Below are 22953 nucleotides of genomic sequence, written 5' to 3' on the forward strand. Positions count from 1 at the left end.
AAGGCCGTGAGCAAGAGCCTCTGCTCCCGCGCCTGGCTCTGGCGAGTACGACAGGCCAGGGCGCTAGCGGTGGGTCGCAGCCTTCGAGCCGTTCCATACAATCGCGCCAGTCTGTCGACACTATGGTAGACTGAATTTATGAGAGTTCTGCGAACTACGGTGCTGGCGGTCGCGATCTGCGCTCTGATGCCTCTTTCGGCTGCAGCCTTCACCGGCGGCAACCAAGCGAGCGAAGCCGAAGCGCCGCCCCGCTCGGATCCTGGCTCTGAGGCGCGCGAGTTGGCACGGGACTCCATCGAGAGGCTGATGCGCGCAATGGAGTTGCTGCTCGACTCTATTCCCCAGTACGAGGCACCGGAGATCACCGAGAACGGTGACATCATCATTCGCCGTAGGCGGGACTCCGAAGATCAGCCGCAGCAGCCGGACCCAGAGACCGACCGGAGAGAGATCTGAGGCGATTGTCCGATCGTTCTCGGCCTCGTGGCTGGACAGGGAGAGGAAGGGTCGTGTCTAGTTGCCCTTATGGCTGGCTCCTCTTTCGACTTCGATTCGTTCGGTCGCGGCAGTGAAGCTGATCGCGATCCGCTCGGCGCTTTCGTCCCCGGTCCTCGTGTGCATCTGGAGCCGACGGCGGTCGGGCCGCTTGCCGGGCTGACCTTCGCCATCAAGGACATTTTCGATACGGCCGGTCAGGTGACCGGCTGTGGAAACCCGGACTGGGCCAACAGTCACGAACCCGCCGAAGCCAACGCGCCGGCCGTGGAGCGGTTGTTGGCCAACGGCGCCACCGCCGTGGGAAAGACCGTCACCGACGAACTGGCCTACAGCCTCAACGGCCAGAACGCTCACTACGGCACGCCGACCAACAGCAATGCGCCGGGGCGTATTCCCGGTGGATCCTCCAGTGGATCGGCCGCTGCGGTCGCGGGTGGGCTTGCAGATGTTGCACTTGGCAGCGATACGGGCGGATCGGTTCGTATTCCGGCCAGCTACTGCGGCATCAGCGGCATCAGAACTACTCACGGCCGCATTGCGCTTGAGGGCATTATGCCGCTAGCGCCGTCCTTCGACACTATCGGTTGGTTTGCGCGGGACGCGCAGACTTTGGCGCGCGTGGGGGCTGTTCTGTTGGAGCCGGACGCCGCGCCGGCAACCTTTCGGCGACTGCTGGTTGCCGAAGATGCTTTCGCTCTGGCGCAACCAGAGACGGCTGGAGCGCTCTCACCTGTTTTGGAGCGGCTCACCCAACGCTTCGCTCAGAGCGAGACGGTCGCCGTCGGCGATGTCGTCACGATCGAACGAGGGGATGGCCTCGCCGGGTGGATGCTGTGCTTCCGGGCTCTTCAGGCCTTCGAGATCTGGCGCGTTCATGGGCCCTGGATCGAACAAACCGCGCCCCGGTTCGGTCCCGAGATTGCCGAACGCTTCGACTGGGTGCGCACCGTGGAAAAAGATCAGGCTTCGGCGGCGGCTTCGGATCGTGCGCGCTTCGCAGAGCGACTTCAGGCGATGATGACGCCCGGCACGCTGCTGGTGTTACCGACTGCGCCCGATATCGCACCGCTTACGTCGAGCGACGCCGCCTCTCTGCGCGATCATCGCGACCGCGTCCTCAGCCTGACCTGCATCGCCGGCCTGGCGGGGTTGCCTCAGGTCAGTCTGCCCTTAGCACAGATCCGAGGGTGTCCGCTTGGACTGTCGCTCATCGCGCCGAAAGGTGCGGACCGGGCGCTGCTGACCTTCGCTGCCAAGTTCGCACCTTCGCCGTCGATTGGCGAGGCCGCTGCCTGGCCTGAAGTGGCGTCCTGACTTTGGCATAGCGGCCAACGGTCCGCCGTCGCACCTCGATTACGGGACAGACCGTAACACAACCGGGTGAGTCAGTCGGCTTCCGCACTGGCCAGTTCCGTGTGCCTTGATGTGATCAGACGTTCCGACGGCAGGGTCACTTTGGCAACCGTGCCTTGAGACTCGATGCTTGTCAGTGTCAGTCTCCCGCCGTGCATTTCGACGAGTGCGCGGGTAAGGGGGAGTCCCAAACCGGTCCCTTCATGTCGTCTGCTGAGACTGGAGTCTGCCTGAGTGAAAGGTTCTAGCACCCGTTCCAGATCGTCTTCTGAAATACCGATGCCCTGATCGCTGACTTCGATGACCAGATGGCCGGCGCTATCGATGTTCGCACTCAGTGACACCTGCTTTCCCCAAGGCGTGAACTTGACCGCATTCGAGAGTAGGTTCAGCAGGATCTGTTTCATGCGCCGTGGGTCCGCCCAGATCGACGGCATCTGCTGTGGCAGAGAAATCTCGATCTTGACGCCGCTGCTCTCGGCTCGTTGTCGAACGAGACGGTGGGCTGCCTCGGCAATTTCGGCTAGACGGACATCTTCCTCCATCAAGTCCAGCATGCCGGCTTCCGCTTTCGAGACATCCAGGATGTCGTTGATAATATTTAGCAGATGCGTTCCACTGTCCCAGATATCCTCGGCATAGGACCGGTAGCGGCGTCCGCCGAGCGGCCCCATCACTTCGTGCTTCATGATCTCGGAGAAGCCAATGATCGCGTTGAGCGGGGTGCGAAGCTCGTGGCTCATGTTGGCGAGAAACTCGGACTTGGTCCGGTTGGCAATTTCGGCCGACTCCTTCGCGGCACGCAGTGCGAGTTCGGCCCGTTTGCGTTCCGTGATATCCTGTGCGGCGCCCAGAATCCTGATCAGACGACCGCTGCTCGGATCGCGTTCCGGCCTGGCCACTGACCTGAACCAGCGGACCGAACCATCACGATTCACAAGCCGTAGCTCGTCAATCGAGAGTTCACCTGTTTGAAGACGCTGACGGCGCTGTCTGAGAAGCGCGTGATCGTCGGGGTGGATCAGTTCATACCAGGAGGTGACCTGGTTGCCGTTCCCGTCAGGCATTGCAAAGCCGTCCGGCAAACTGCCGGCGAACCACTCCGCCTCGCTGCGGCCATCGGCATCGACCCTGTAGGAATAGAGAAAGTCGGAGGTGAGTTCCGAGATCAAGCGGTAGCGCGCCTCAGAATCCTGCAGAGCTGTCTGCACGCGTTGATGCTCGGTCACATCGGCATAGGTGGTCACGAAACCGCCGCCGGGCAGGGGGTTTCCGCGAACTTCGATCGCCGTATCGTTCGGCCTGACTCGGACGAAGCGATGAGGTTCGAAGTTTAGAGCCAAGTCGATGCGCTCGCGCACCATCTGCTCGACGTCGCCAGCTCCGTAGTCTCCGCGTTCGGCATTGTAGCGAATGACATCTTCGAAGAGGTTGCGCTGGAGAACCTTTGCCGGAAGATCGAGCATTTCGAGAAAGCGCTTGTTGTAGCGCAGGATCCGCAGATCGCCATCGACGATGGTCACACCTTCCGGCATGTTGTCGACAATGGCGCTGAGAATTTGGCTGCTTTCTTCGCGATCCTGCTGAGCCTCGATCTGCGCTGTCTCGTCCGCCGCCACGCCCCGATAGCCGGTGAAGTTCCCGTCGGTATCGAACAGTGGCCTCGCGCTCAGGCGAAGGTGACGGACACTTCCGTCGGATCTCTCCACCGAGAGATGCGCCTCGCGAAAGGCGCGTTTGGCGCGCAGATTTTCGACGATGGGCTTCCACTCGGCCGAACCGGGATCTGCGTCCATTGCATCCCAGGGCCTTTGGCCGAGAACTTCGGAGGCAGGCCGGCTTGTGATCTCTCGCGTTTCTTCCGACAGGAAGGTGAAGCGAAGATCCCGATCCAACTCCCAGTACCAATCGGTGTCGATCTCCACCAGGTCCCGGAAGCGAGCTTCGCTTCGCGCGAGAGCTTGTGCCGTCTCGCGCCACTTGAGCTGCATGGAAACCCAGTTGGCGATCAAGGCGATAAGGTCGTCGTCGGGCGGCCGCTCGCTGTCCGGCATGTCGTTGAAAGCGAGGATGTGGCCTCGTATGGCCCCGTCGTCTGCGCGCAGAATTCTTCCAACAAAGGCCTGCGCGCCCAGGTCTCTTAACAGCACGTCGTCTGGAAAGTGTTCCGCGACACCAGCCGGATAGTAGCAGGTTCCGGATTGATAGACTTCGTTACAGGGGGTTCCGGCCAAGCAGTAGTCGAAGTCCCGCTGAACGATCTGCCCGTCCCACATTGCGAGAATGCGAGCCCGATCCCTATCGAGGCGCTGGGTGACGCCGCCCCACCGGTAACCGAGCGCCACGGCCAAGGCTTCGGCGGCTGTCTCGATCACGTCGCGCCGGCTGGCGCCCGCTTCGATCAAAAGCGACAAAGCGCGCTCGCGACGCCGGAAGCTGGTCACGTCGACCCACTGCAGCAGGCTTTCGCCACTGGCGAGTCGCGTCTCGCTGGTCTGCAGAATGCGTCCGTCGGCGTAATCCTGCTCGAAGGTGGCGGTTTCGGCTCTTTTCGCAAGGCGTTGTGCGACGATTTCCTCGATGGAGCGACCGTCGACGTTTTTGAACAGACCCGTCTTCGCGCCGGCTCGAACCAGTTCGTGAAAGTGTACCCCTGGTTTGGCGCTCTCGGCGACACCGGGGTGCATGACTCGGTAGGCTGCGTTCACGGCGAGCAGTCTGTCGTTCGCGTCGAATAACGCGACTCCGTGCGAGATGGCGTCGATGGCACGCTGTAACTGCTGAAGACTCTGCTCCGACTTCTGTTCGGCTAACACCTCCTTCGTCACGTCGGTGCCAAGGCCTCGATAGCCGACAAACCGGCCTCCTGCATCGAACCGCGGCCGTCCGCTAATGCGAAACCATCGGGTCGTCTTACCGACGGTAATCGCGTAGACGGTATTCGCAAAAGCGTCGCGACGATCCAGGGTGGCCTTGTGCGCGGCCCAGAAAGGGTCGCTCATGTCAGCTTTCGTCAGCTCGAAGCGGGAGCGGCCGATCAGGGAGTCCGGACTATGACCGGTAATCTCCGCGAAGCGGCTTGAGAGATAGGTGAGACGATGCTGCTCGTCCGTCTCCCAAAGCCAGTCATAGCCCAACTCTAAGACGTCGCGGAAGCGGGCCAGATCCTCGTTGAGGTCGAAGGACGCAGCGGGCGGCGCAAGTCGGGTTGCTTTCGCACCGTTGAACAGCCTCTGTAACGACACGCCCAGAACCAGCCCGAGACTGACGGCGACGAGCGCTGCGAGAGCTGTAGCTAGGGAAAGCTCCATTCATCCGCCTTGCCTGCCGGATCACCCCCGCAGGTCTCGTGATCTGGGACCAGATCTCGACGCTACCTCTACGGAATTATCCAATTTGCGTGTTAATGACAAATTAAATACGCGCATTTGGCGACTTTCGGCGGAAACTCTGGCTCCCCTAGGCGGCAATCAGGCTGCTGTTTCGGCAGGTAGGTGACGCTTCCTCTAGTCGTCGTAGGCGACCAGGCTGGTCACCGGCACGTCCAACCGTTTGCGGCCTTCAAGGAAGCTGAGCTCTATGATGCAACCGACGCCACACACGTTCGCCCCTTGTTTCTGCAGCAGGTCGACGGTCGCACACATGGTTCCACCGGTCGCCAGCAAATCGTCGAGAACCACCACTCTCTGACCCGGAGAGATTGCGTCGGCCTGAATCTCCAGCGTGTCGCTGCCATACTCCAGATCGTAGGTGTGTCTGGCCGTTGTGCCGGGCAGTTTGCCTTTCTTGCGCACCATGATGAAGCCGAGCCCGAGATGCAGTGCCAGGGGTGCGGCGGTCAGAAAGCCACGCGATTCGATACCGACCAACAGATCCGGTTTGTACGGCTCCATAGCCGTGCCGAGGGTTTCCACTGTGTGCCGCCAAGCCCCTGGGTGCATCAGCAGTGTCGAGATGTCGTAGAAAAGAATGCCGGGCTTGGGAAAGTCCGGAACCGTGCGGATGTGCGCCTTGAGGTCCATGGTGTCCGTCGCTGTGATGATGACCGGGCGGTCGTCGAGAAATGAGTGTGCGGGAGCGTTCCGGCCGCGGAGTCGCGGCGCGGCAAGCTAGCCTGCATGGCGCCGGCCCGCAATTGGCGCTTGCCGCCTGTATGAGCGCGGTTAAGCTCCGGCCGCATGAGCTACATTCTGCATCGACAGTTCGTTCACGACTATCCGGTGGCGGTGAGCGGTGACGGCCCTTACCTGATCGACGATCGCGGACGGAGATACCTGGATGCCTCGGGGGGCGCCGCCGTGTCCTGCCTGGGCCATAGCCACAAGGCGGTGGTCGAGGCCATCAAGGCTCAGTTGGATCGGCTGCCCTACGCTCATTCCGGATTCTTCACGAACCAACCGGCTGAGGCTCTGGCCGAGTATCTGGTGACCCGCGCGCCGGAGCGGCTTAGCAAGGTCTACTTCCTGTCCGGCGGTTCGGAGGCGAACGAGACGGCGCTCAAGCTTGCGCGAAGCTATTGGGTCGAACGGGGCGAACCGCAGCGCGTGAACTTCATTTCGCGCCGTCAGTCCTACCACGGCAATACCTTGGCGACCCTGTCGATTGGCGGCAATCCAGGGCGTCGTGCCGTCTACGAGCCGCTTTTGATGTCTGTTGCCCAGATCGCCCCCTGCTATCCCTACCGGGACAAGCGCCCTGACGAAAGCGAGACCGACTATGGTCTGCGGGTTGCCGATGAACTGGAGGCCGCGATCCAACGCCTAGGTCCGGAAACCGTCATCGGGTTCGTCGCGGAAACGGTTGTCGGTGCTACTGCCGGTGCCTTGGCTCCGGCTCCCGGATACCTCAAACGTATTCGCGACATCTGCGACCGGCATGGAATTCTGCTGATCCTGGACGAGGTCATGTCCGGAATGGGGCGTACTGGGCACCTCTTCGCCTGCGCCGAAGACGGCATCAGTCCCGATCTGCTGACCTGTGCGAAAGGGCTGGGGGCCGGTTACCAGGCGATCGGGGCCTGTCTGATCTCGGACCGGATCGTCGAGACGATGTCGCAGGGGTCCGGCAGCTTCCAACACGGCTTTACCTACATCGGCCACCCAACGGCCTGTGCTGGCGGGCTGGCCGTTCAGCAGGTCATCGAGCGCGAGTGCCTGCTCGACCGAGTCCGGGTCCAGGGCGCGAGGCTGCGCAGCTGTCTGGAGGAGCGTTTCGGCAATCATCGCCACGTGGGCGAGATCCGCGGGCGAGGGTTGTTTCTGGCTTTGGAACTCGTCGAGGACCGGGCGAGCAAACGACCCTTCGATCCCAAGCACAAGCTGCATGCCAAGGTGAAGAGCGAGGCCATGAGCCGAGGGCTGATGTGCTACCCCAACGGCGGGACAGCCGACGGCCTACGGGGCGATCACGTGCTGCTCGCCCCGCCCTTCATTATCTCGGACTCTCAGATCGAGGAACTGGTCGACAAGCTCGGTGCGGCGATCGATGCGGCGTTGCCCCCAGCAACTTCATGATGGGGGACCGATAATGATTACAGCCGCGGGTCGAGGGGACCCGACGTGGGAACCGTTGGTCCTAGCCGTCGCACCCAACGGTGCGCGGAAGAGCAAGGCTGATCATCCGGCCCTACCTATTGAGCTCGACGAGGTCGCCGAGGTTGCGAGGACCTGCGCTGCGGCCGGCGCCTCCATGATCCATCTGCATGTTCGTGACGCCGAGGGGCAGCACTCCTTGGATGTGGGGCGATACCAGGCAGCGACGGAGGCTGTACGCGCCGCCGTCGGCTCCGATCTGGTCGTTCAGATTACGACCGAGGCCGTCGGGCGCTACGATCCGGCCGAACAGATGGATTGTGTGCGCCGGCTACAGCCCGAGGCCGCGAGCTTTGCCTTGCGGGAACTGATCCCGGACGCCGAGAGCGAGGCCGAGGCTGCCCGGTTCTTCGCCTGGGTGAACGAAACGGGCATTCAGGCTCAGTTCATCCTCTACGACGCTGACGACCTGCGTCGCTTCCGCGCACTGCGGGCGCGAGGGATTCTGCCGGCGGGACCGCAGCTCCTTCTCTTTGTGCTGGGGCGCTATGCCGCCGGACAGCGCTCCGAACCGTCGGATTTGCTGCGGTTTCTCGCCGCTCATGACGAGAACGATCCCTGGGCCGTCTGCGCCTTCGGACCCAAGGAAGCGGCTGCTGCTGTCGCCGCAGCCGCGCTGGGCGGTCATGCCCGTATCGGCTTCGAAAACAACCTGCTGTTACCGGATGGGTCTGTGGCAGCGGATAACGCCGCCCTGGTGGCGTGGGTCGCCGAAACCGTGGCCCGCCTGAACCGACCGCTGGCGACCGCTGACCAACTGCGCGCCTTGGTCGCGTCTTCGTCCTGAGCAGGCCGTCGGCGGCAAGTCCGCTCTAATCGTAAGGTCAGAGTGCGGTGCCCCTGTTTGGCGGGAGCAGCTCCACTTCCATCAAACGCGATCACGCTCTAGTCAGCCGCGGCGAATGCGTGTTCAATGCTGCGAATTGGGGTCGAAAGACGCAAGGCCGATTAACGGCTGGACCCCACAGGAGGCGGGATTGACAGCACACGAATGGAGACGCTTCGGCGCTGCAACAGGCAGTGTCGCCGATACCGCTAGGTCGGTGTCGGTGTCGGGACAGGTGGGCCCGGCGGAAGGCAAAGACCCACCAGACATCCGCAAAGTGCGAATCAAAGCAATTCAGGGAGCTGAAGGACGATGCGAAAACTCGTTCTGACCGGGGCAGCCGTAGCGTTGGCTGCGGGCGCCTACGTGGCCGCTTCGGCCGGTGGCGCCGTTGCCCAAGAGCAGCAGTTCATCTCGATCGGCACCGGTGGTGTGACCGGCGTCTACTATCCGACGGGCGGTGCGATCTGCCGTCTCGTTAACCGGAATCGCAAAGATCATGGAATCCGCTGTTCGGTCGAGTCGACCGGCGGTTCAGTCTACAACATCAATACCATCCGTGCCGGTGAACTGGAATTCGGCGTAGCCCAGTCCGACTGGCAGTTCCACGCCTACAACGGCACCACTCGATTTGAGGACCAAGGCCCCTTCGAGGAGCTTCGGGCCGTTTTTTCCGTGCATCCGGAGCCTTTCACCGTCGTGGCGCGGGCCGACTCCGGCATCGAAACCTTCGACGATCTGCGCGGTAAGCGCGTCAACATCGGCAATCCCGGTTCCGGTCAACGCGGAACCATGGAAGTCGTCATGGAAGCCTATGGCTGGGAAATGAGCGATTTCGCTCTGGCGTCCGAGCTGAAGGCCGCGGAGCAGAGCCAGGCCCTCTGCGACAACAACATTGATGCGATGATCTACACGGTGGGGCATCCCTCCGGTTCGATTCAGGAGGCCACGACCGCCTGTGAATCCGTTCTGGTGGAGGTCGCCGGCCCGACGGTCGATGGTCTGGTCGAGCAACACAGCTACTACCGAACCGCTACGATTCCGGGCGGCATGTATCGCGGCACCGATGAGGACACCATGACCTTCGGTGTCGGTGCCACCTTCGTCACGCGCGCCGATGTGGCTGACGAGGTGGTTTACGAGCTGGTCAAGGCTGTCTTCGAAAACTTCGACGACTTCAAGGCTCTACATCCGGCCTTCGCGAACCTCGAGAAGGAAGAGATGGTTTCCGACGGTATCTCCGCGCCGCTTCATCCCGGTGCCGAGCGCTACTACAAGGAAGCCGGCCTGATGTAGGGGCCTCGGCTTTTGACGTGGGGCGGGCACTGTTTGCAGCGTCCGTCCCCGTCCGGCCGACAGTTACTTTCTCTCAGCGTCTTTTCAGGCTTCGCGTCAGACCTTCGCCAGACCACTCGACAGGAGCGACATCTCGATAGGGACGACATCCGAAAACGGGGCGTACCCTCGGCCTCAGTGCAGGCGCATCTTGTCGAGGCAACTGGCAACAAGTCGCGGAAGCAAACTTGATCCGGGGGGGATCGAGACGATGTCCGACAGTCAGGTGAACTCTGCCAACAAAGCTTTGTCGGATGAGGAGTTGGCGGATCTCGTCGCCTCTACCGACACCGGCGCACGCACGGTCCAGGGCTCGATCGGCGTTCTGCTGGCAGGCGTCGCGCTCGTCTGGTCCCTGTTTCAGCTCTGGATCGCCTCTCCCTTGCCGTTTCTCGTGCAGAGCGGTCTGGGCTTGCCGGTGGTGCTCAACAACACCGAGACGCGGTCGATCCATCTCGCTTTCGCGCTCTTCTTGGCATTCACGGCTTTCCCCGCGCCCGGAAAAACGCGCTCCGGTGCTTTCCTCCAACGTTTGTCGTCGAGCCTAATCGTAGGGTTGGCGCTCATCTTCTTTACGTTGCTGTTGGCCGGATCGCTTGGCAGCGATACCTCTATCGGCGGTGCTTTAGCCGGCCTGGTCAGCGAGCCCCGATACTTCGCGCCTGCACTCGCCCTGCTGCTGGTCTGTCTCGCTATGTCTGACAAGGCCCGCGACCGTGTTCCGATACTCGACTGGATTCTGGCGCTCGGAGGGGCCTTCTGCGGCGCCTACCTCTATCTGTTTTACGCGGCGCTCGCGGAGCGGCCCGGTCTACCCAGTTGGTATGACCTGACCATTGCCGGGGTCGGCCTGGTGATGCTGCTCGAGGCGACGCGGCGCAGCCTCGGCCCGCCCTTGATGGTCGTGGCGCTGGTATTCCTCGCCTACGTCTTCTTCGGTAACTCGCCGGTCTTCCCGGAGGTGATTCAGTGGAAAGGCGCCTCCGTCGAGCGCGCCATGAGCCACATGTACCTCACGACCGAAGGCGTCTTCGGCGTCGCGCTTGGCGTCTCCAGTTCATTCGTCTTTCTGTTCGTTCTGTTCGGGTCTCTGCTCGATAAGGGCGGTGCCGGTAACTACTTCATCAAGCTCGCCTTCGCCTTGCTCGGCCATCTGCGCGGCGGCCCGGCCAAGGCCGCGGTGCTGGCCTCCGCCATGACTGGCCTGATCTCGGGCTCCTCGATCGCCAACGTCGTGACGACCGGCACCTTCACGATCCCGCTGATGCGCAGGGTCGGCTTCACACCGGAACGCGCCGGTGCGGTCGAGGTCGGCTCCTCGGTCAACGGTCAGATCATGCCACCTGTGATGGGCGCTGCCGCCTTCCTGATGGTCGAGTACGTCGGGATTTCCTATGCCGAGGTGGTGAAGCACGCCTTCCTGCCGGCCGCGATCAGCTACATCGCGTTGCTCTATCTCGTGCATCTGGAAGCGCTCAAGCAGCAGATGCAGGCACTCCCGAAGCCGGTCGTGCATCCCCTGAAGGCGCAACTCCTGCGCAGCGGCATAATCGTATCGTCGATCTTCATTCTGGCCGGAGTGGTCTACTACGGTCTCAGGGGTATTCAGGCAGTCGTCGGCGATGTCGCCTGGCTTCCCGTCGTGCTGATTCTTGCTGCCGTATACATCGCTCTGGTTTGGTTGGCCGCGCGCGATCCGGACCTTCAGATGGATGATCCCGAAGCGCAGGTCGTGAAGCTTCCGGTCGCTGGCGAAGTCGTCAAAACAGGCCTCTACTACCTTTTGCCGATCATCGTTCTGGTGTGGTTTCTGATGATCGAGCTGAAATCGCCCGGTTTGTCGGCCTTCTGGGCGACGACGCTGATGATCGCCATTCTGCTTACGCAGCGCCCCCTCAAGGCCTTCTTTCGCGGCGCCGGTTCGGAGATCGCCCAGCAAGCGCTGCAGGGCGTCGGCGACCTGGGTGCCGGCATGATCGCCGGCGCGCGCAACATGATCGGTATCGCGGTCGCCACCGCCGCCGCCGGTATTATCGTCGGGACGGTGACCCTCACGGGGATCGGTCAGGTCATGGCCGAGTTCGTGGAGTTCATTTCCGGCGGCAGCTTGATCTTGATCCTGGTCTTTACCGCCTTGATCAGCCTGATTCTCGGCATGGGGCTCCCGACGACCGCCAACTACATCGTGGTGTCGTCGCTCATGGCCCCCGTGGTTGTCGAATTGGGTGCGGCGAATGGGCTGATCGTGCCGTTGATCGCTGTTCACCTCTTCGTTTTCTACTACGGCATCATGGCCGATGTGACGCCGCCGGTCGGTCTGGCGTCCTTCGCGGCTGCGGCGGTCTCCGGCGGCGATCCGATCCGCACCGGCTTTACGGCCTTCTTCTATAGTCTGCGAACCGTCATCCTGCCGTTCCTGTTCATTTTCAACACAGACTTGTTGCTGATCGACGTCGACTTCGCGGGAGGTGTTCTGATCTTCATAAAGGCGACGGTCGCGATGCTGATCTTCGCCGCAGCGACGCAAGGCTACTTCTTTGCCCGCTCTCGGATATGGGAGTCTGCCGTCCTCTTGCTCGTCGCTTTCACCCTGTTCCGGCCCGGATTCTGGCTGGACCAGGTGCAACCGCCTTTCGAGACGATACCAGCCGCTCAGGTCTTCGAAGCCATTGAAAGCAAGCCGGAGGCCGCGCAGGTTCGCGTCAGACTGGAGGGGCCCGATTTCCAGAATTTCGACCAGATCCGCAGCCTGACTCTGGCCTTCGACTTGGGACAACCCGATGGGGGCGCGGCCCGCCTGGAGGCCGCTACGGGCTTGGCTCTCGAACTGGAAGGCGACCGATTGATCGCGCTGGACGAGCCCTTACCCGGGGCGCCCAATGAAGAGCAGTGGCGCGAGTTCGACTTCTACGGCGATACCCCCGTGACGGTGACAGAGGTGCTCGTTCCGGCCGACCGCCTGCCGAAGGAGGTCTTCTACCTTCCGGCTCTTCTCCTGCTGGCTCTCGTCGTCTTGGTTCAGCGCCGCCGCGCAACCGCGCCGGCTTTCTGAGAGGGGGGATCTACAGGATGTACAAGGAGATACTGCTCGCCGTCGATCTGGGCCATCCCGATACTCAAGACCGGGCGGTTTCAACGGCGCTTGAGTACTGCCGAGCGTTCGGTGCTCGTTTGCACGTGATCACCGTCGTTCCGGATTTCGGCATGTCGATCGTCGGGTCTTTCTTCCCGGCTGGCTACGAGCAGCAGGCGCTCGAACAGGCACGAGACGCCTTGCATGCCTTCACGGCCGCGCGATTGCCGACCGATCTCAAGGCTCAACACATCATCGGCCACGGCACGATCTATCAGGAGATCTTGCGGTCCGCCGAGGGCGTCTCGGCAGACCTGATCGTTATGGCCTCCCATCGTCCCGGCCTGGAGGATTATCTGCTCGGCCCGAATGCTGCCAGGGTGATGCGTCATGCTTCGACATCGGTGCTGGTGGTCCGTGACTGATCCCGTTTCAGGTCCTCTCACGCCCGTTTCAAGACCCTGTGTCTGGCCAAGGGCCTAGGGGCGCGCTATGTCTGATGCTATGCGCCTGACAGCAGTTGCCGCCCTTCCGGAGACTTGTCGCCCCGTCAGCCCTCAGTTGGCCGCCTTGCCTCGCGATACGCTGCAGGGCATGGCCGATGCGGGGAACGAGATCCTTGAGATCTACCGCGTTCTCACCAAAACGGGCGACAACGTCGTCGGCGAGCTCCTTCGAGAAGCCGAGACCTTTTACGAGTGGGATCACTATCCGCCGGGCGACGTCTACGACGCCGAAACCCATTCGCAATACTACTATCACGCGCATCCAAGCGATCAGCGTTTCGAAAGCGAGCATGGTCACTTCCACACGTTTCTGCGCCCCGGAGGCATGCCAGAGGGCGTGAAACCCGCACCAGTTCCTCGCGACACCCTGCCACTCGATCCCGATGAGCGATTGAGCCATCTGATCGCCATCGCCATGACGCCCCAGGGACTGCCGTTCCGGCTTTTCACCGTCAATCGCTGGGTAACGGGCGAAACCTGGTATGCCGCGGAAGACGTGGTCTCCATGCTCGACCGCTTCGACATCGATCACGCGCGCCCCTCGTGGCCGGTTAACCGCTGGGTGACCGCGATGATGCGGCTGTTCCGTCCAGAGATCGTCGAGCTCATCCGCGCCCGAGATCGGGCTGTCGAAGCCTGGCAATGCCAGCGAAATCCGCCGGACGTCTTCGAAGACCGGAATCTGGAGATCACCTCCATGCTGGAGATATCCGTGACGGATCAGATTCAGGGAGTGGCGCTCGCCCTCGGCGGCTGAACTGGCTCGCAAGCGCTCCGAGACGGCGCGGGCTTGCCGTAACCGCTGCGATCCCGCTCCAACGCGCTGCCTAGGCCTAACATTCCCTGCAGCTTCGAACCGGCAGATTCTGTTTGAGCCATCCGGCACCCGCGCTCGAACCCAGCATACCCTCGCTCACGTCGAAGACCTGATCATAGCCCTCCTCGCGTAGCAGGTTGGCGGCGAAGCTGGAGCGAACGCCCGTTGCGCAAATCAGGGCGATCGGCCGGTCCGGTGACTGGTCGGCAAGAGCGCGGACCTTGGCCAGGAAGGCCGGCAAGCCGCCCGGATCGTGGATACTGACGGTCTGAGCCCCCCGAGGTACGCCGGTTTGCCGCCATTCTTGCGGGTGACGCACATCGATCAAGAGAACCGCATCTTCGGCCGCTAGGTCTTGTGCCCCTTGCGCCGACAGTTCTTGCGCGTTTGCCGGAGCTGGCATCAGAAAGATGAGTGTGAGGAGTAGAAGTACCCGCATGCCGTCCCTCCTGAGTCTGCCGCGCATGTTGGATGGTAGTGCCTCGCCGTCCAGTCGAATGACGCAATTGTGTAGGAATTAAGGGCTGTTTAACGCCTCCCGGTCCACACTCTGGCGAGGAGCGTGGACCGCATTGACGGCCTGCGCCGGGCAGATCGTTCACAGGATCGTCGCGCATGTCCAAAGATGTTCTAGCGTTCGACGGGGACCGACCCCGGAAGCCTCAGATGCTTACCGAGGCCGACGTTAAGCGTCTGCTCGAAGATCCTGCACCGGAGACGCGCGCGCAGACGGCCGCGAAGATCGCCGATAACTATGCCGAGGCCATGCTTGGTCCGGGTGAACGACGCTTGGCGCAAGAAATCTTCGCGGTCCTGGTCCGCGATACCGCCGTCATCGTTCGTGAAGCTCTGGCGGAACACCTGAAGCACGCGCCGGATCTGCCGAACGGCATCGCCATGACGCTGGCGCGTGACGTCGATTCGGTCGCGCTGCCGATCCTGCGACACTCCGAGGCTTTCAGTGATGCCGAGCTTCTGAGCCTCGTCCAAGAGGCGGCTCCCCGGCGGCTGAATGCGATCGCCCGGCGCAACCAACTGTCGGCGGCCGTTTGTGAAGCTGTGATCGACACCGGCCAGTCCGAGGCTGTGGCCCATCTGGTTGGAAACGAAGGTGCTGAGATCGCGGAAGGCGATCTGGAACGCGTGTTGCGCGATTTTGCCGAAGAACCTGCCGTTGGGGATCAACTGGCCCGGCGCCGCCACGTGCCGCCGCTGATCGCCGAACAGCTGGTAACCCGTATGTCGGCGCAACTTCGCGATGTGCTCACGACGCGCGGAGAACTCGATTCCAACCGCGTTTCGGACCTCGTTCTGCAGGTACGGGACCGAGCCGTGCTTCAGATTGCAGACAAGAATCGCGAGGGTGGCGATCTGGACGCCTTGGTCGCCGGACTTGCTAAGCGTGGGCGCTTGAGCGACTCCCTGATCTTGAGGGCGCTTTGTGTCGGCGATCTCGCTTTCTTCGAAGCGGCGATGGCCAAACTGGCCAGTGTCCCACTCGCCAATGCCCGTATCCTGATCTACGACGAAGGTAAGCTCGGTTTGACGTCTCTCTATCGTCGGGCCGGACTCTCGGAAGAGAAACTACCGGTTTTCCGTGCCGCCGTGCAGGTTGTCCAGGAAACCGAGTACGACGGCGGCGCCAACGACCGCGGGCGTTTTACCGAACGTCTGCTGGAGCGTTTGCTGACGCAGTTCGATCAGGACGGCACCTGGCCTGGCGACGATCTCTACTATCTGATTGATCGTTTGACGCGTTCGGCAGCCTGAAGCGCTTTTCCCGGACCACCTTTCGAGAGGCCGGTTAAGCAGATACACGCTCGCCTCGGCGTCGCACAGCCGTTCAGACTCGACAGTCTTTGTTCAACGATCTTTCCGGCTTCTCAGACGCGCAGCGTCAGGTATCCAGGAACGAGCGGAGTTTTCGGCTGCGCGAGGGGTGCTTCAGCTTGCGCAGCGCCTTGGCTTCGATCTGGCGGATACGCTCGCGGGTGACCGAGAACTGTTGCCCCACCTCTTCCAGAGTATGGTCGGTGTTCATCCCGATGCCGAAGCGCATGCGCAACACGCGTTCCTCACGAGGCGTGAGGCTGGCCAGAACGCGTGTCGTAGTGTCGCGCAAGTTGTGCTGAATCGCGGCATCCAGAGGAATCACCGCGTTCTTGTCCTCGATGAAGTCGCCCAGGTGGCTGTCTTCCTCATCGCCGATCGGCGTCTCGAGGGAGATCGGTTCCTTTGCAATCTTGAGGACCTTGCGAACCTTCTCCAGCGGCATGACGAGCCGTTCGGCAAGCTCTTCCGGTGTCGGCTCGCGGCCGATCTCGTGCAGCATCTGTCGGCTGGTGCGGACCAGCTTGTTGATGGTCTCGATCATGTGCACCGGAATGCGGATGGTACGCGCCTGATCGGCGATCGAGCGGGTGATCGCCTGGCGGATCCACCAGGTGGCATAGGTCGAGAACTTGTAGCCGCGACGATACTCGAACTTATCGACGGCCTTCATGAGGCCGATGTTGCCTTCCTGGATCAGGTCCAGGAACTGCAGGCCGCGGTTGGTGTACTTCTTCGCGATCGAGATGACGAGCCGCAGATTGGCTTCGACCATCTCGGTCTTAGCCTTATTTGCTTCTCGCTCGCCGCTACGGACGGTCGAGACGATCCGCCGGAATTCGCCGATCGGAAGGCCGGTCGCCTCGGAGATCGTACCGATCTGCTCACGAATGCCGACGACCTCGTCGCCGTGCTTTTCGGCAAGCTTGCCCCAGCCCTTGCCGGGAAGCTGGCTGACCCGCGTCAGCCAATTGGGATCGAGCTCGTTACCCTGATATTCCTGCAGAAAGGCGGTTCGCGCGACGCCGGCGGACTCGACCAGCCGCAGCAGGCGCCCCTCCAAACCGAGCAGCCGCTTGTTATGACCGTAGAGCTGGTCGACCAGTTGTTCGATGCGGGCGTTGTTGAGGTGCACGAGCGTCATCAGCTCGACAAGCTGGTCCCGGTTGCGCTGGTAGCGTTTCTCGACCGCTGCCGGCACGGCCTCTCCCTGCTGGAGCAGAGCGAGGCGCTCGTTCATGGCCTTGTAGAGCTTCTTGTAGGTGACTGCGATCTTGTCGAAGGTCTCGAGAACCTGAGGTAGAAGCTGCAGCTCCATGGCCGCGAGGGAGAGGTTGCTCTCCTCCTCGTCCTCTTCGTCGCCGTCTTCGACGTCTTCCGACTCGGTCTCGTCACCCTCGGCAGCCTTGGCGCTGCCGTTCACGGCGCCGTTGCCAGGCTTCTCGCCGGCGGCCGCACCGTTGGCCTTGCCCGTGCCGTTGGACTGCGACCCCTCGGCAGCGTCGACGGTCTGGCCGTTTGCCTGCTGCTGGCCATTGGCCTGTTGGGTGCCGTTAGCATCCTGATTTCCGTCAGGTCCCGCGCCGTAGGTCGCATCGAGATCGATAATTTCGCGCAGGAGAATTTGTCCGTCGAGAAGTGCCTGGCGCCAAGCCAACAGGGCACGAATCGTCAGCGGGCTCTCGCAGATGCCGCCGATCATCTTTTCGCGGCCCGCCTCGATCCGCTTGGCGATCGCGATTTCGCCTTCACGGCTCAACAGCTCGACCGAGCCCATCTCGCGCAGATACATCCGAACCGGATCGTCGGTGCGGCCAACATCCGCATCGTCAAGGTTGCCGGCAGCCCGGGTCCGGCTTTCGTCGTCTCCGGACTCGTCCTTATCGTTGTCGTCCTGCTCTTCGGCCTCAACGGCGGAGATCCCCATCTCCGACAGTTGTGCCATGACATCCTCGATCTGCTCCGAGGATACCTGGTCGGGCGGCAAGACTTGATTGAGCTCGTCGTAGGTGACGTAGCCGCGCTCTTTCGCGCGCGCGATCATCTTCTTCACCGCGGCGGTCAAGGAGTCGACCATCGGGCCTTCGGTGCCCTCATCCCGGTTTTCGGTCGTCTCTTCCGCTTCGGTTGCTTTACTCGCCATGCTCGCTCGTCTTCCTGCCCCTAACGACACATCGAAAAACGTAGACACCATCTCCGGAACGCCAGTACTTCGCCGAAATTCTCAGCCGCTCATCGCTTGCGCGGTTGTCCCCATCCGACGCTGGTTTCGGTCGGTCTGCGGTCATGCGCTCCGGCGCTTGACCGGCTCCGCTCCCCTAGGTTCAAACTCGCTTTCAGTCCGACCTCGATGTTCGGTCTGACCGTAATCCTCTAATCCGCCTCTCGCCCCTAGTCCGCCTCTCCAACGTCATCACGTCCCGGAGCGGCGCGTCCTACCGGGTGACGCCCCTAACTATTCACCTGAGCCCGCGGGTTCAACGTCTGGATCGCTTCCGCCAGACTCTGTTTTTGGACCGGTGCGAAGGCCTGGGTCGGTTCTTTGGTTCAACTGTTGGCGGATGCGTAAACGTTCGAGCGACTCTTCCTTCATATCGGCCGCCAGCTGACGGGCTGTGTCGATATCCTCGTGGGCCTGCTGGGCGATCCACAAGCGGTCCATCAAATCGCGCCACCCTTGCCGCGCCTCCGCAAGTGGCCGGTTGGCCCGAGCGAAGGGAGCGTGAAGATAGACAGGCTCGCTTAAAACGGCCGCGAGGGCTTCAGCAAAACCCAGTTGGCTCAAGTGGTCTTGGAGCGTATCCGAGTCAAGATCTGGTCGATTCGCCAGTGCATCCGCTACGGCGCGTCGCAAACGGTCGAAGTCGGGGCTGGACAGCCGCACTGCCGCGAGGTTCTCGCAGTCTTCGGCGGCCAGTTCCGGATGATTCAGGGCGCAGGCCAGCAGCATCTGCTCAGGGCGCCGGCGCAAAAGGCCCGGCGCCGGCCGATCGAAGGCAGCCGAACCGGATCCTTGCGATCCGAGGAGATCTCCACCGTATCGCCCTTTGCGCACTTGAAAGCGACCGTCCTGGCGACCGCGTCGACGCGACCCGAAACCGTAGGCTTCGTCGTAGCGCGCCAGCAAGTCATCCCGGTAAGCGGCTTTGACACCCTCGTCCGCAATGACACCGGTCAGCTTCATGATCTCCTGACGCAGTCCGGCGCGCCGCTCCGGGGTTGCCAGCTCGCGGCCCGTCGTGAGCATCAGCCAAACCAGATCGCTGAGCGGTCTGGCCGCGTCCAGCACCTGTCGCAACGCCTGAGGCCCCTGGGCTCGCAGCAGACTGTCCGGATCCTCGCCGGGCGGGAGGAGGGCGAAGCGGAGGGAACGGCCCGGCTGCAGCCCTGGCAGGGCCCGTTCGGCCACGCGCATGCCGGCTTTCTGCCCGGCCTGGTCGCCGTCCAGACAGATCAAGGGTTCCGGTGCGAGGCGCCAGAGCTCGGCGATCTGCTCCTCCGTCACGGCAGTACCGAGCGGGGCGACGCAGGCGGGAAAGCCAGCTTGATCGAGGGCAATCACGTCCATGTAGCCCTCTGCGACGACGACTTCGCCGGCCGTGTGCGCCGCTTTGCGCGCGCGGTCGAGATTGTAGAGCGACCGTCCTTTGCGGAAGACGACCGTCTCGGGCGTATTGAGATACTTCGGTTTGCCGTCGGGCTCCAGAGTTCGACCGCCGAAGCCGATGATCCGGCCCTGTCGGTCGGCAATCGGGAAGAGGACGCGGTTGAAAAAGTAGTCGCGGGGTTCGCCGCCGCCTTCCGGCAGCTTTACCAAGCCAGCGGACGCGGCGAGTTCCAGGTCGACCTTGTTGGCCCGGAGGTGTTTGAGCAGGAGGCCCCGGTCGCTGGGTGCGTAGCCAAGACGAAAGCGTTCGATGGTGGCTGCGGACAGTCCGCGCCGTTCCAGATAACTCTTCGCCTGTTCCCCCCAACTCCGCCTGAGCTGCTGCTCGAAGAATGCGCAGGCCATTTCCAGGACGTCGTGGACCGATTTACGCTTCTCCGCCTCCGCCTTGGCTTCCGGAGTCGGTCGAGGGACCTGCAGCCCGGCTTCACCTGCCAGCTTCTCGACCGCTTCGGGAAACGACAGGCCCTCCATCCGCATGACCCAACCGATTGCGTCGCCGTGCTCTCCGCTGGAAAAACAGTGGAAGAAGCCCTTTTCGGGCACGACGGTAAAGGAGGGGCTCTTTTCGCTCTGGAAGGGGGAGAGCCCGACCCATTCACGCCCGCGCTTCTTCAACGGCACGCGTCGGCCGATCAGGTCGGTAAGCGAGACGCGGCTGCGCAGTTCGTCTAGGAAATCGGGCGGGAAGGCCATCTACGCGGTGCCCTGGGAGCGCTGAACCAAAGGTCCGCTATCATAACGTAGCCGGCGGCAGCGCGCTCCCGATCTTAACCGCAAGTCAGCAAGGAAGTCGGGGAAAATTCCGCCAGTCAGACCTGTCGGGCTCGTCCTGCGCGCTCGTTAAGCGAGTTGACCCTTCGCGAGAGCGCTGGCCTTGGCGAAGTCCATGCGCCCGGCATAGCGCTCCTTCAGGGCAGCCATGACGCGTCCCATGTCCTTGATCGAGCCGGCCTCCAGCTCGACGATCATTCCGTCAACTGCGGCACGCGTTTCGCCGTCGTCGAGCTGCTGCGGCATGAACCGCTGGATGACGTCGATCTCGGCCTGTTCTTTTTCGACGAGATCTTGCCGATCGCCCTTCGCATAGAGGTCAATCGATTCGCGGCGCTGCTTGACCATCTTCTGCAACATGTCCAGCACCTCCTCTTCGGGAATGCCGTCACAGTTGCCCGCGCCGCGTGCCGCGATATCCCGATCCTTCAGGGCCGCCAAGATTAGGCGGACCGTCCCAAGGGTCTGCTTGTCCTGATCCTTGAGCGCCTCTTTCAAGGCGTCATTCAGCTCCGTACGCAGCATCGCCGTCTCTCGCCATGTTCCATTCAGATCTGTCGTCCGACAGCCGTTCCGTCGAACGCTCCGCTGCGGCCGCCTCGGCCGCCGTGCCGGAAAGTGCCGTGACTGGCGGTCTTGACCGCCTACCACCCTGCGCGGTAATCGCCTTCGTGCAGGTCAATTGAGGCCCCTATATAGAAGAGTCGGAGGTCTGCGCAACCGCGCGACCCCACCTCGGTAGCTGGACAAGGTTTGCCCATGACAGAGATGAACGACGCGGCTGCGCGGTCGCTTGCGGCGCGCGGTCTCGACGTGCGCGACGAGGCCGGCCCGCCGCCGGGCGCTACAGCGGCCCTGGTTTTGGCCGACGGAACGATTTTCTGGGGGCGCGGAGTCGGGGCGACCGGCGTAACGGAAGGCGAGGTGTGCTTCAACACCTCAATGACCGGATATCAGGAGATCCTGACGGACCCCTCCTATGCCGGACAGATCATTACCTTCACCTTCCCGCACGTCGGAAACGTCGGTGCGAATCCCGAGGACATCGAAACCATGACGCCGGCGGCACGCGGTCTAATCCTGCGCGCCGACATCACGGAGCCCTCCAGTTGGCGGGCCACGCAGCATCTGGACGCTTGGCTGAGAAGTCACGGGTTGATCGGATTGGCCGGAGTCGATACCCGGCAATTGACCCACCATATCCGCGACAGCGGCGCGCCAAGCGGCGTAGTCGCTCATGCGCCGGACGGACGCTTCGATCTGCCGGCCTTACGCGACAAGGCTAAAGCCTGGCCGGGTCTGGCCGGAATGGATCTGGCAAAGACGGTGACCTGCGCCCAAACCTACCTGTGGGATGAAACCCGCTGGCGCTTGGGCGAAGGCTACAGCCGATTGACGGAGCCGAAGTATCGCGTCGTTGCCGTCGATTATGGTGCGAAGCGCAATATCCTGCGCTGCCTCGCCGATCTTGGCTGCCACGTCACCGTGGTGCCGGCTACGACGACGGGTGAGGAAATCTTGAAGCACAAGCCGGACGGCGTCTTCCTGTCGAACGGTCCGGGCGACCCTGCGGCCACCGGGACCTACGCCGTGCCGGCACTCCAGAGGCTGCTTGCCGACACCGGATTGCCCATCTTCGGCATCTGTCTGGGCCATCAGTTGTTGTCGCTCGCGCTCGGAGCCAAGACCGAGAAGATGCATCTCGGCCATCGCGGCGCCAATCATCCCGTGAAGGACTTGGCCAGCGGGCGCGTCGAGATCACCAGCCAGAATCATGGCTTTGTGGTTCAGGACGACACCTTGCCGGAGGCCCTTGAGCCGACGCACGTCAGCCTGTTCGACGGATCCAACGAAGGCATTCGGGTCAAGGGGCGCCCGGTCTTTTCCGTCCAATACCACCCCGAAGCCTCGCCCGGACCGCAGGACAGCCACTACCTCTTCGAGCGCTTCGTCGACGCGATTGCTGAAAGCAAGAGGTAGCGGGACTGCGGATCGGGGGCGCCACCGGCTGCTACGCGGTATGTCCTACCGCCAGCATCGACCTTCAGGTCGAAGGGCGATCAGTCCGTGGGGGGGGGCGATCAGTCGGTCGGAGCGCTCCGATTGCCAGCTCCCAGTGCACGCTGCATGAAAAGCGTGTCGAGCCAGACGTCGTGTTTCCAGCCTACGCTGCGCAGGTGGCCTGCCTGCTCGAAGCCGAGACTGCGATGCAGCTGAATAGAGGCAGCGTTCGCGCTGTCGCCGATCACGGCGATCATCTGCCGCCGACCGGCCAGGGTCGCCTGCTCGATGACGGCTTGAAGCAGGGCGCGCCCGACCCCTTTGCCTTGCGCGTCGGCGGCCACGTAGACGCTATCCTCGACCGCGAAGCGGTAGGCCGGACGCGGTCGGTAGGGACTTGCATAGGCGAAACCCAGAAACTGGCCCTCTTGCTGCGCGATCAGGTAGGGCAGGCCGGCCGATTGGATGGCCTCGATCCGGAGCGCCATTTCGGTCTCCGTCGGCGGTGTCAGCTCGAATGAGGCTCTGCCTTCGCGGACATGCCAGCCGTAGAGTTCGGAGATGGCCAGGGCATCGGCGGGGGCCGCGTTCCGCACTGGGACCGGCAGCTCGTCGGAGGACGAGGGTGGGGGCGAAGCTTCGAACATGGGCCGACCTGGACAAGAAAATCTAGCTGTAGCAC

Annotated in this window: 18 protein-coding genes; 11 read left to right on the forward strand and 7 right to left on the reverse strand. The window is 62.6% G+C overall.

What is annotated here, in order from left to right:
* Positions 1 to 138: 138 nt before the first annotated feature.
* Entirely contained in the window at positions 139 to 456 is a 318-nt protein-coding gene (locus tag ACO054_RS00905; RefSeq protein ID WP_421708563.1) for a hypothetical protein, read from the forward strand.
* 69 nt (positions 457 to 525) lie between these two features.
* Positions 526 to 1812 (forward strand): amidase, encoded by a 1287-nt coding sequence (locus ACO054_RS00910; RefSeq protein ID WP_421708564.1) that lies wholly within the window; start codon positions 526 to 528, stop codon positions 1810 to 1812.
* Between the two features lie 71 nt (positions 1813 to 1883).
* Here the strand turns inward: ACO054_RS00910 and ACO054_RS00915 are convergent, their stop codons facing one another.
* Positions 1884 to 5162, reverse strand: a complete 3279-nt coding sequence (locus ACO054_RS00915; protein ID WP_421708565.1) for a PAS-domain containing protein — start codon at positions 5160 to 5162, stop codon at positions 1884 to 1886.
* A gap of 195 nt (positions 5163 to 5357) precedes the next feature.
* Positions 5358 to 5873 (reverse strand): adenine phosphoribosyltransferase, encoded by a 516-nt coding sequence (locus tag ACO054_RS00920; protein ID WP_421708566.1) that lies wholly within the window; start codon positions 5871 to 5873, stop codon positions 5358 to 5360.
* A gap of 156 nt (positions 5874 to 6029) precedes the next feature.
* Here ACO054_RS00920 and ACO054_RS00925 point away from each other — a divergent pair, with 156 nt between their 5' ends.
* The 6 genes from ACO054_RS00925 (at position 6030) to ACO054_RS00950 (ending at position 13939) form a co-directional block, all read left to right on the forward strand.
* Positions 6030 to 7364 carry an aspartate aminotransferase family protein gene (locus ACO054_RS00925; protein WP_421708567.1) on the forward strand — a complete coding sequence of 445 codons (1335 nt, stop codon included), beginning with the start codon at positions 6030 to 6032 and terminating at the stop codon, positions 7362 to 7364.
* A 13-nt stretch (positions 7365 to 7377) separates the two neighbouring features.
* Complete coding sequence (locus ACO054_RS00930) at positions 7378 to 8229, forward strand: 3-keto-5-aminohexanoate cleavage protein (RefSeq protein ID WP_421708568.1); 852 nt, start codon at positions 7378 to 7380, stop codon at positions 8227 to 8229.
* Between the two features lie 351 nt (positions 8230 to 8580).
* A complete protein-coding gene (locus ACO054_RS00935) occupies positions 8581 to 9564 on the forward strand; it encodes a TAXI family TRAP transporter solute-binding subunit (RefSeq protein WP_421708569.1) in 984 nt (327 codons plus the stop codon).
* 250 nt (positions 9565 to 9814) lie between these two features.
* A complete protein-coding gene (locus tag ACO054_RS00940; protein ID WP_421708570.1) occupies positions 9815 to 12655 on the forward strand; it encodes a TRAP transporter permease in 2841 nt (946 codons plus the stop codon).
* Positions 12656 to 12672: 17 nt separating this feature from the next.
* Entirely contained in the window at positions 12673 to 13101 is a 429-nt protein-coding gene (locus tag ACO054_RS00945) for a universal stress protein (RefSeq protein ID WP_421708571.1), read from the forward strand.
* A gap of 67 nt (positions 13102 to 13168) precedes the next feature.
* Positions 13169 to 13939, forward strand: coding sequence for a DUF6969 family protein (locus ACO054_RS00950; protein ID WP_421708572.1), 771 nt, complete (start codon positions 13169 to 13171; stop codon positions 13937 to 13939).
* Between the two features lie 76 nt (positions 13940 to 14015).
* Here the strand turns inward: ACO054_RS00950 and ACO054_RS00955 are convergent, their stop codons facing one another.
* Complete coding sequence (locus ACO054_RS00955) at positions 14016 to 14438, reverse strand: rhodanese-like domain-containing protein (RefSeq protein WP_421708573.1); 423 nt, start codon at positions 14436 to 14438, stop codon at positions 14016 to 14018.
* A gap of 227 nt (positions 14439 to 14665) precedes the next feature.
* On the opposite strand from ACO054_RS00955, the gene ACO054_RS00960 reads away from it, so the two are divergent.
* Positions 14666 to 15769 carry a DUF2336 domain-containing protein gene (locus tag ACO054_RS00960; protein WP_421708574.1) on the forward strand — a complete coding sequence of 368 codons (1104 nt, stop codon included), beginning with the start codon at positions 14666 to 14668 and terminating at the stop codon, positions 15767 to 15769.
* A gap of 127 nt (positions 15770 to 15896) precedes the next feature.
* Here the strand turns inward: ACO054_RS00960 and rpoD are convergent, their stop codons facing one another.
* The 3 genes from rpoD to ACO054_RS00975 form a co-directional block, all read right to left on the reverse strand.
* Entirely contained in the window at positions 15897 to 17972 is a 2076-nt protein-coding gene (gene rpoD / locus ACO054_RS00965; RefSeq protein WP_421708575.1) for an RNA polymerase sigma factor RpoD, read from the reverse strand.
* A 312-nt stretch (positions 17973 to 18284) separates the two neighbouring features.
* Complete coding sequence (gene dnaG, locus ACO054_RS00970; protein WP_421708576.1) at positions 18285 to 20192, reverse strand: DNA primase; 1908 nt, start codon at positions 20190 to 20192, stop codon at positions 18285 to 18287.
* Positions 20193 to 20339: 147 nt separating this feature from the next.
* Positions 20340 to 20795, reverse strand: a complete 456-nt coding sequence (locus ACO054_RS00975; protein WP_421708577.1) for a GatB/YqeY domain-containing protein — start codon at positions 20793 to 20795, stop codon at positions 20340 to 20342.
* 14 nt (positions 20796 to 20809) lie between these two features.
* On the opposite strand from ACO054_RS00975, the gene ACO054_RS00980 reads away from it, so the two are divergent.
* A complete protein-coding gene (locus ACO054_RS00980) occupies positions 20810 to 20956 on the forward strand; it encodes a hypothetical protein (protein WP_421708578.1) in 147 nt (48 codons plus the stop codon).
* Positions 20957 to 21038: 82 nt separating this feature from the next.
* Positions 21039 to 22250 carry a glutamine-hydrolyzing carbamoyl-phosphate synthase small subunit gene (carA, locus tag ACO054_RS00985; RefSeq protein WP_421710402.1) on the forward strand — a complete coding sequence of 404 codons (1212 nt, stop codon included), beginning with the start codon at positions 21039 to 21041 and terminating at the stop codon, positions 22248 to 22250.
* Positions 22251 to 22351: 101 nt separating this feature from the next.
* On the opposite strand, the gene ACO054_RS00990 is transcribed toward carA, so the two are convergent.
* Positions 22352 to 22918, reverse strand: coding sequence for a GNAT family N-acetyltransferase (locus ACO054_RS00990; protein WP_421708579.1), 567 nt, complete (start codon positions 22916 to 22918; stop codon positions 22352 to 22354).
* Positions 22919 to 22953 lie beyond the last annotated feature (35 nt).

The sequence above is a fragment of the Algihabitans sp. genome (genome assembly GCF_965226985.1).
Taxonomy (GTDB): Bacteria; Pseudomonadota; Alphaproteobacteria; order Kiloniellales; family DSM-21159; genus Algihabitans.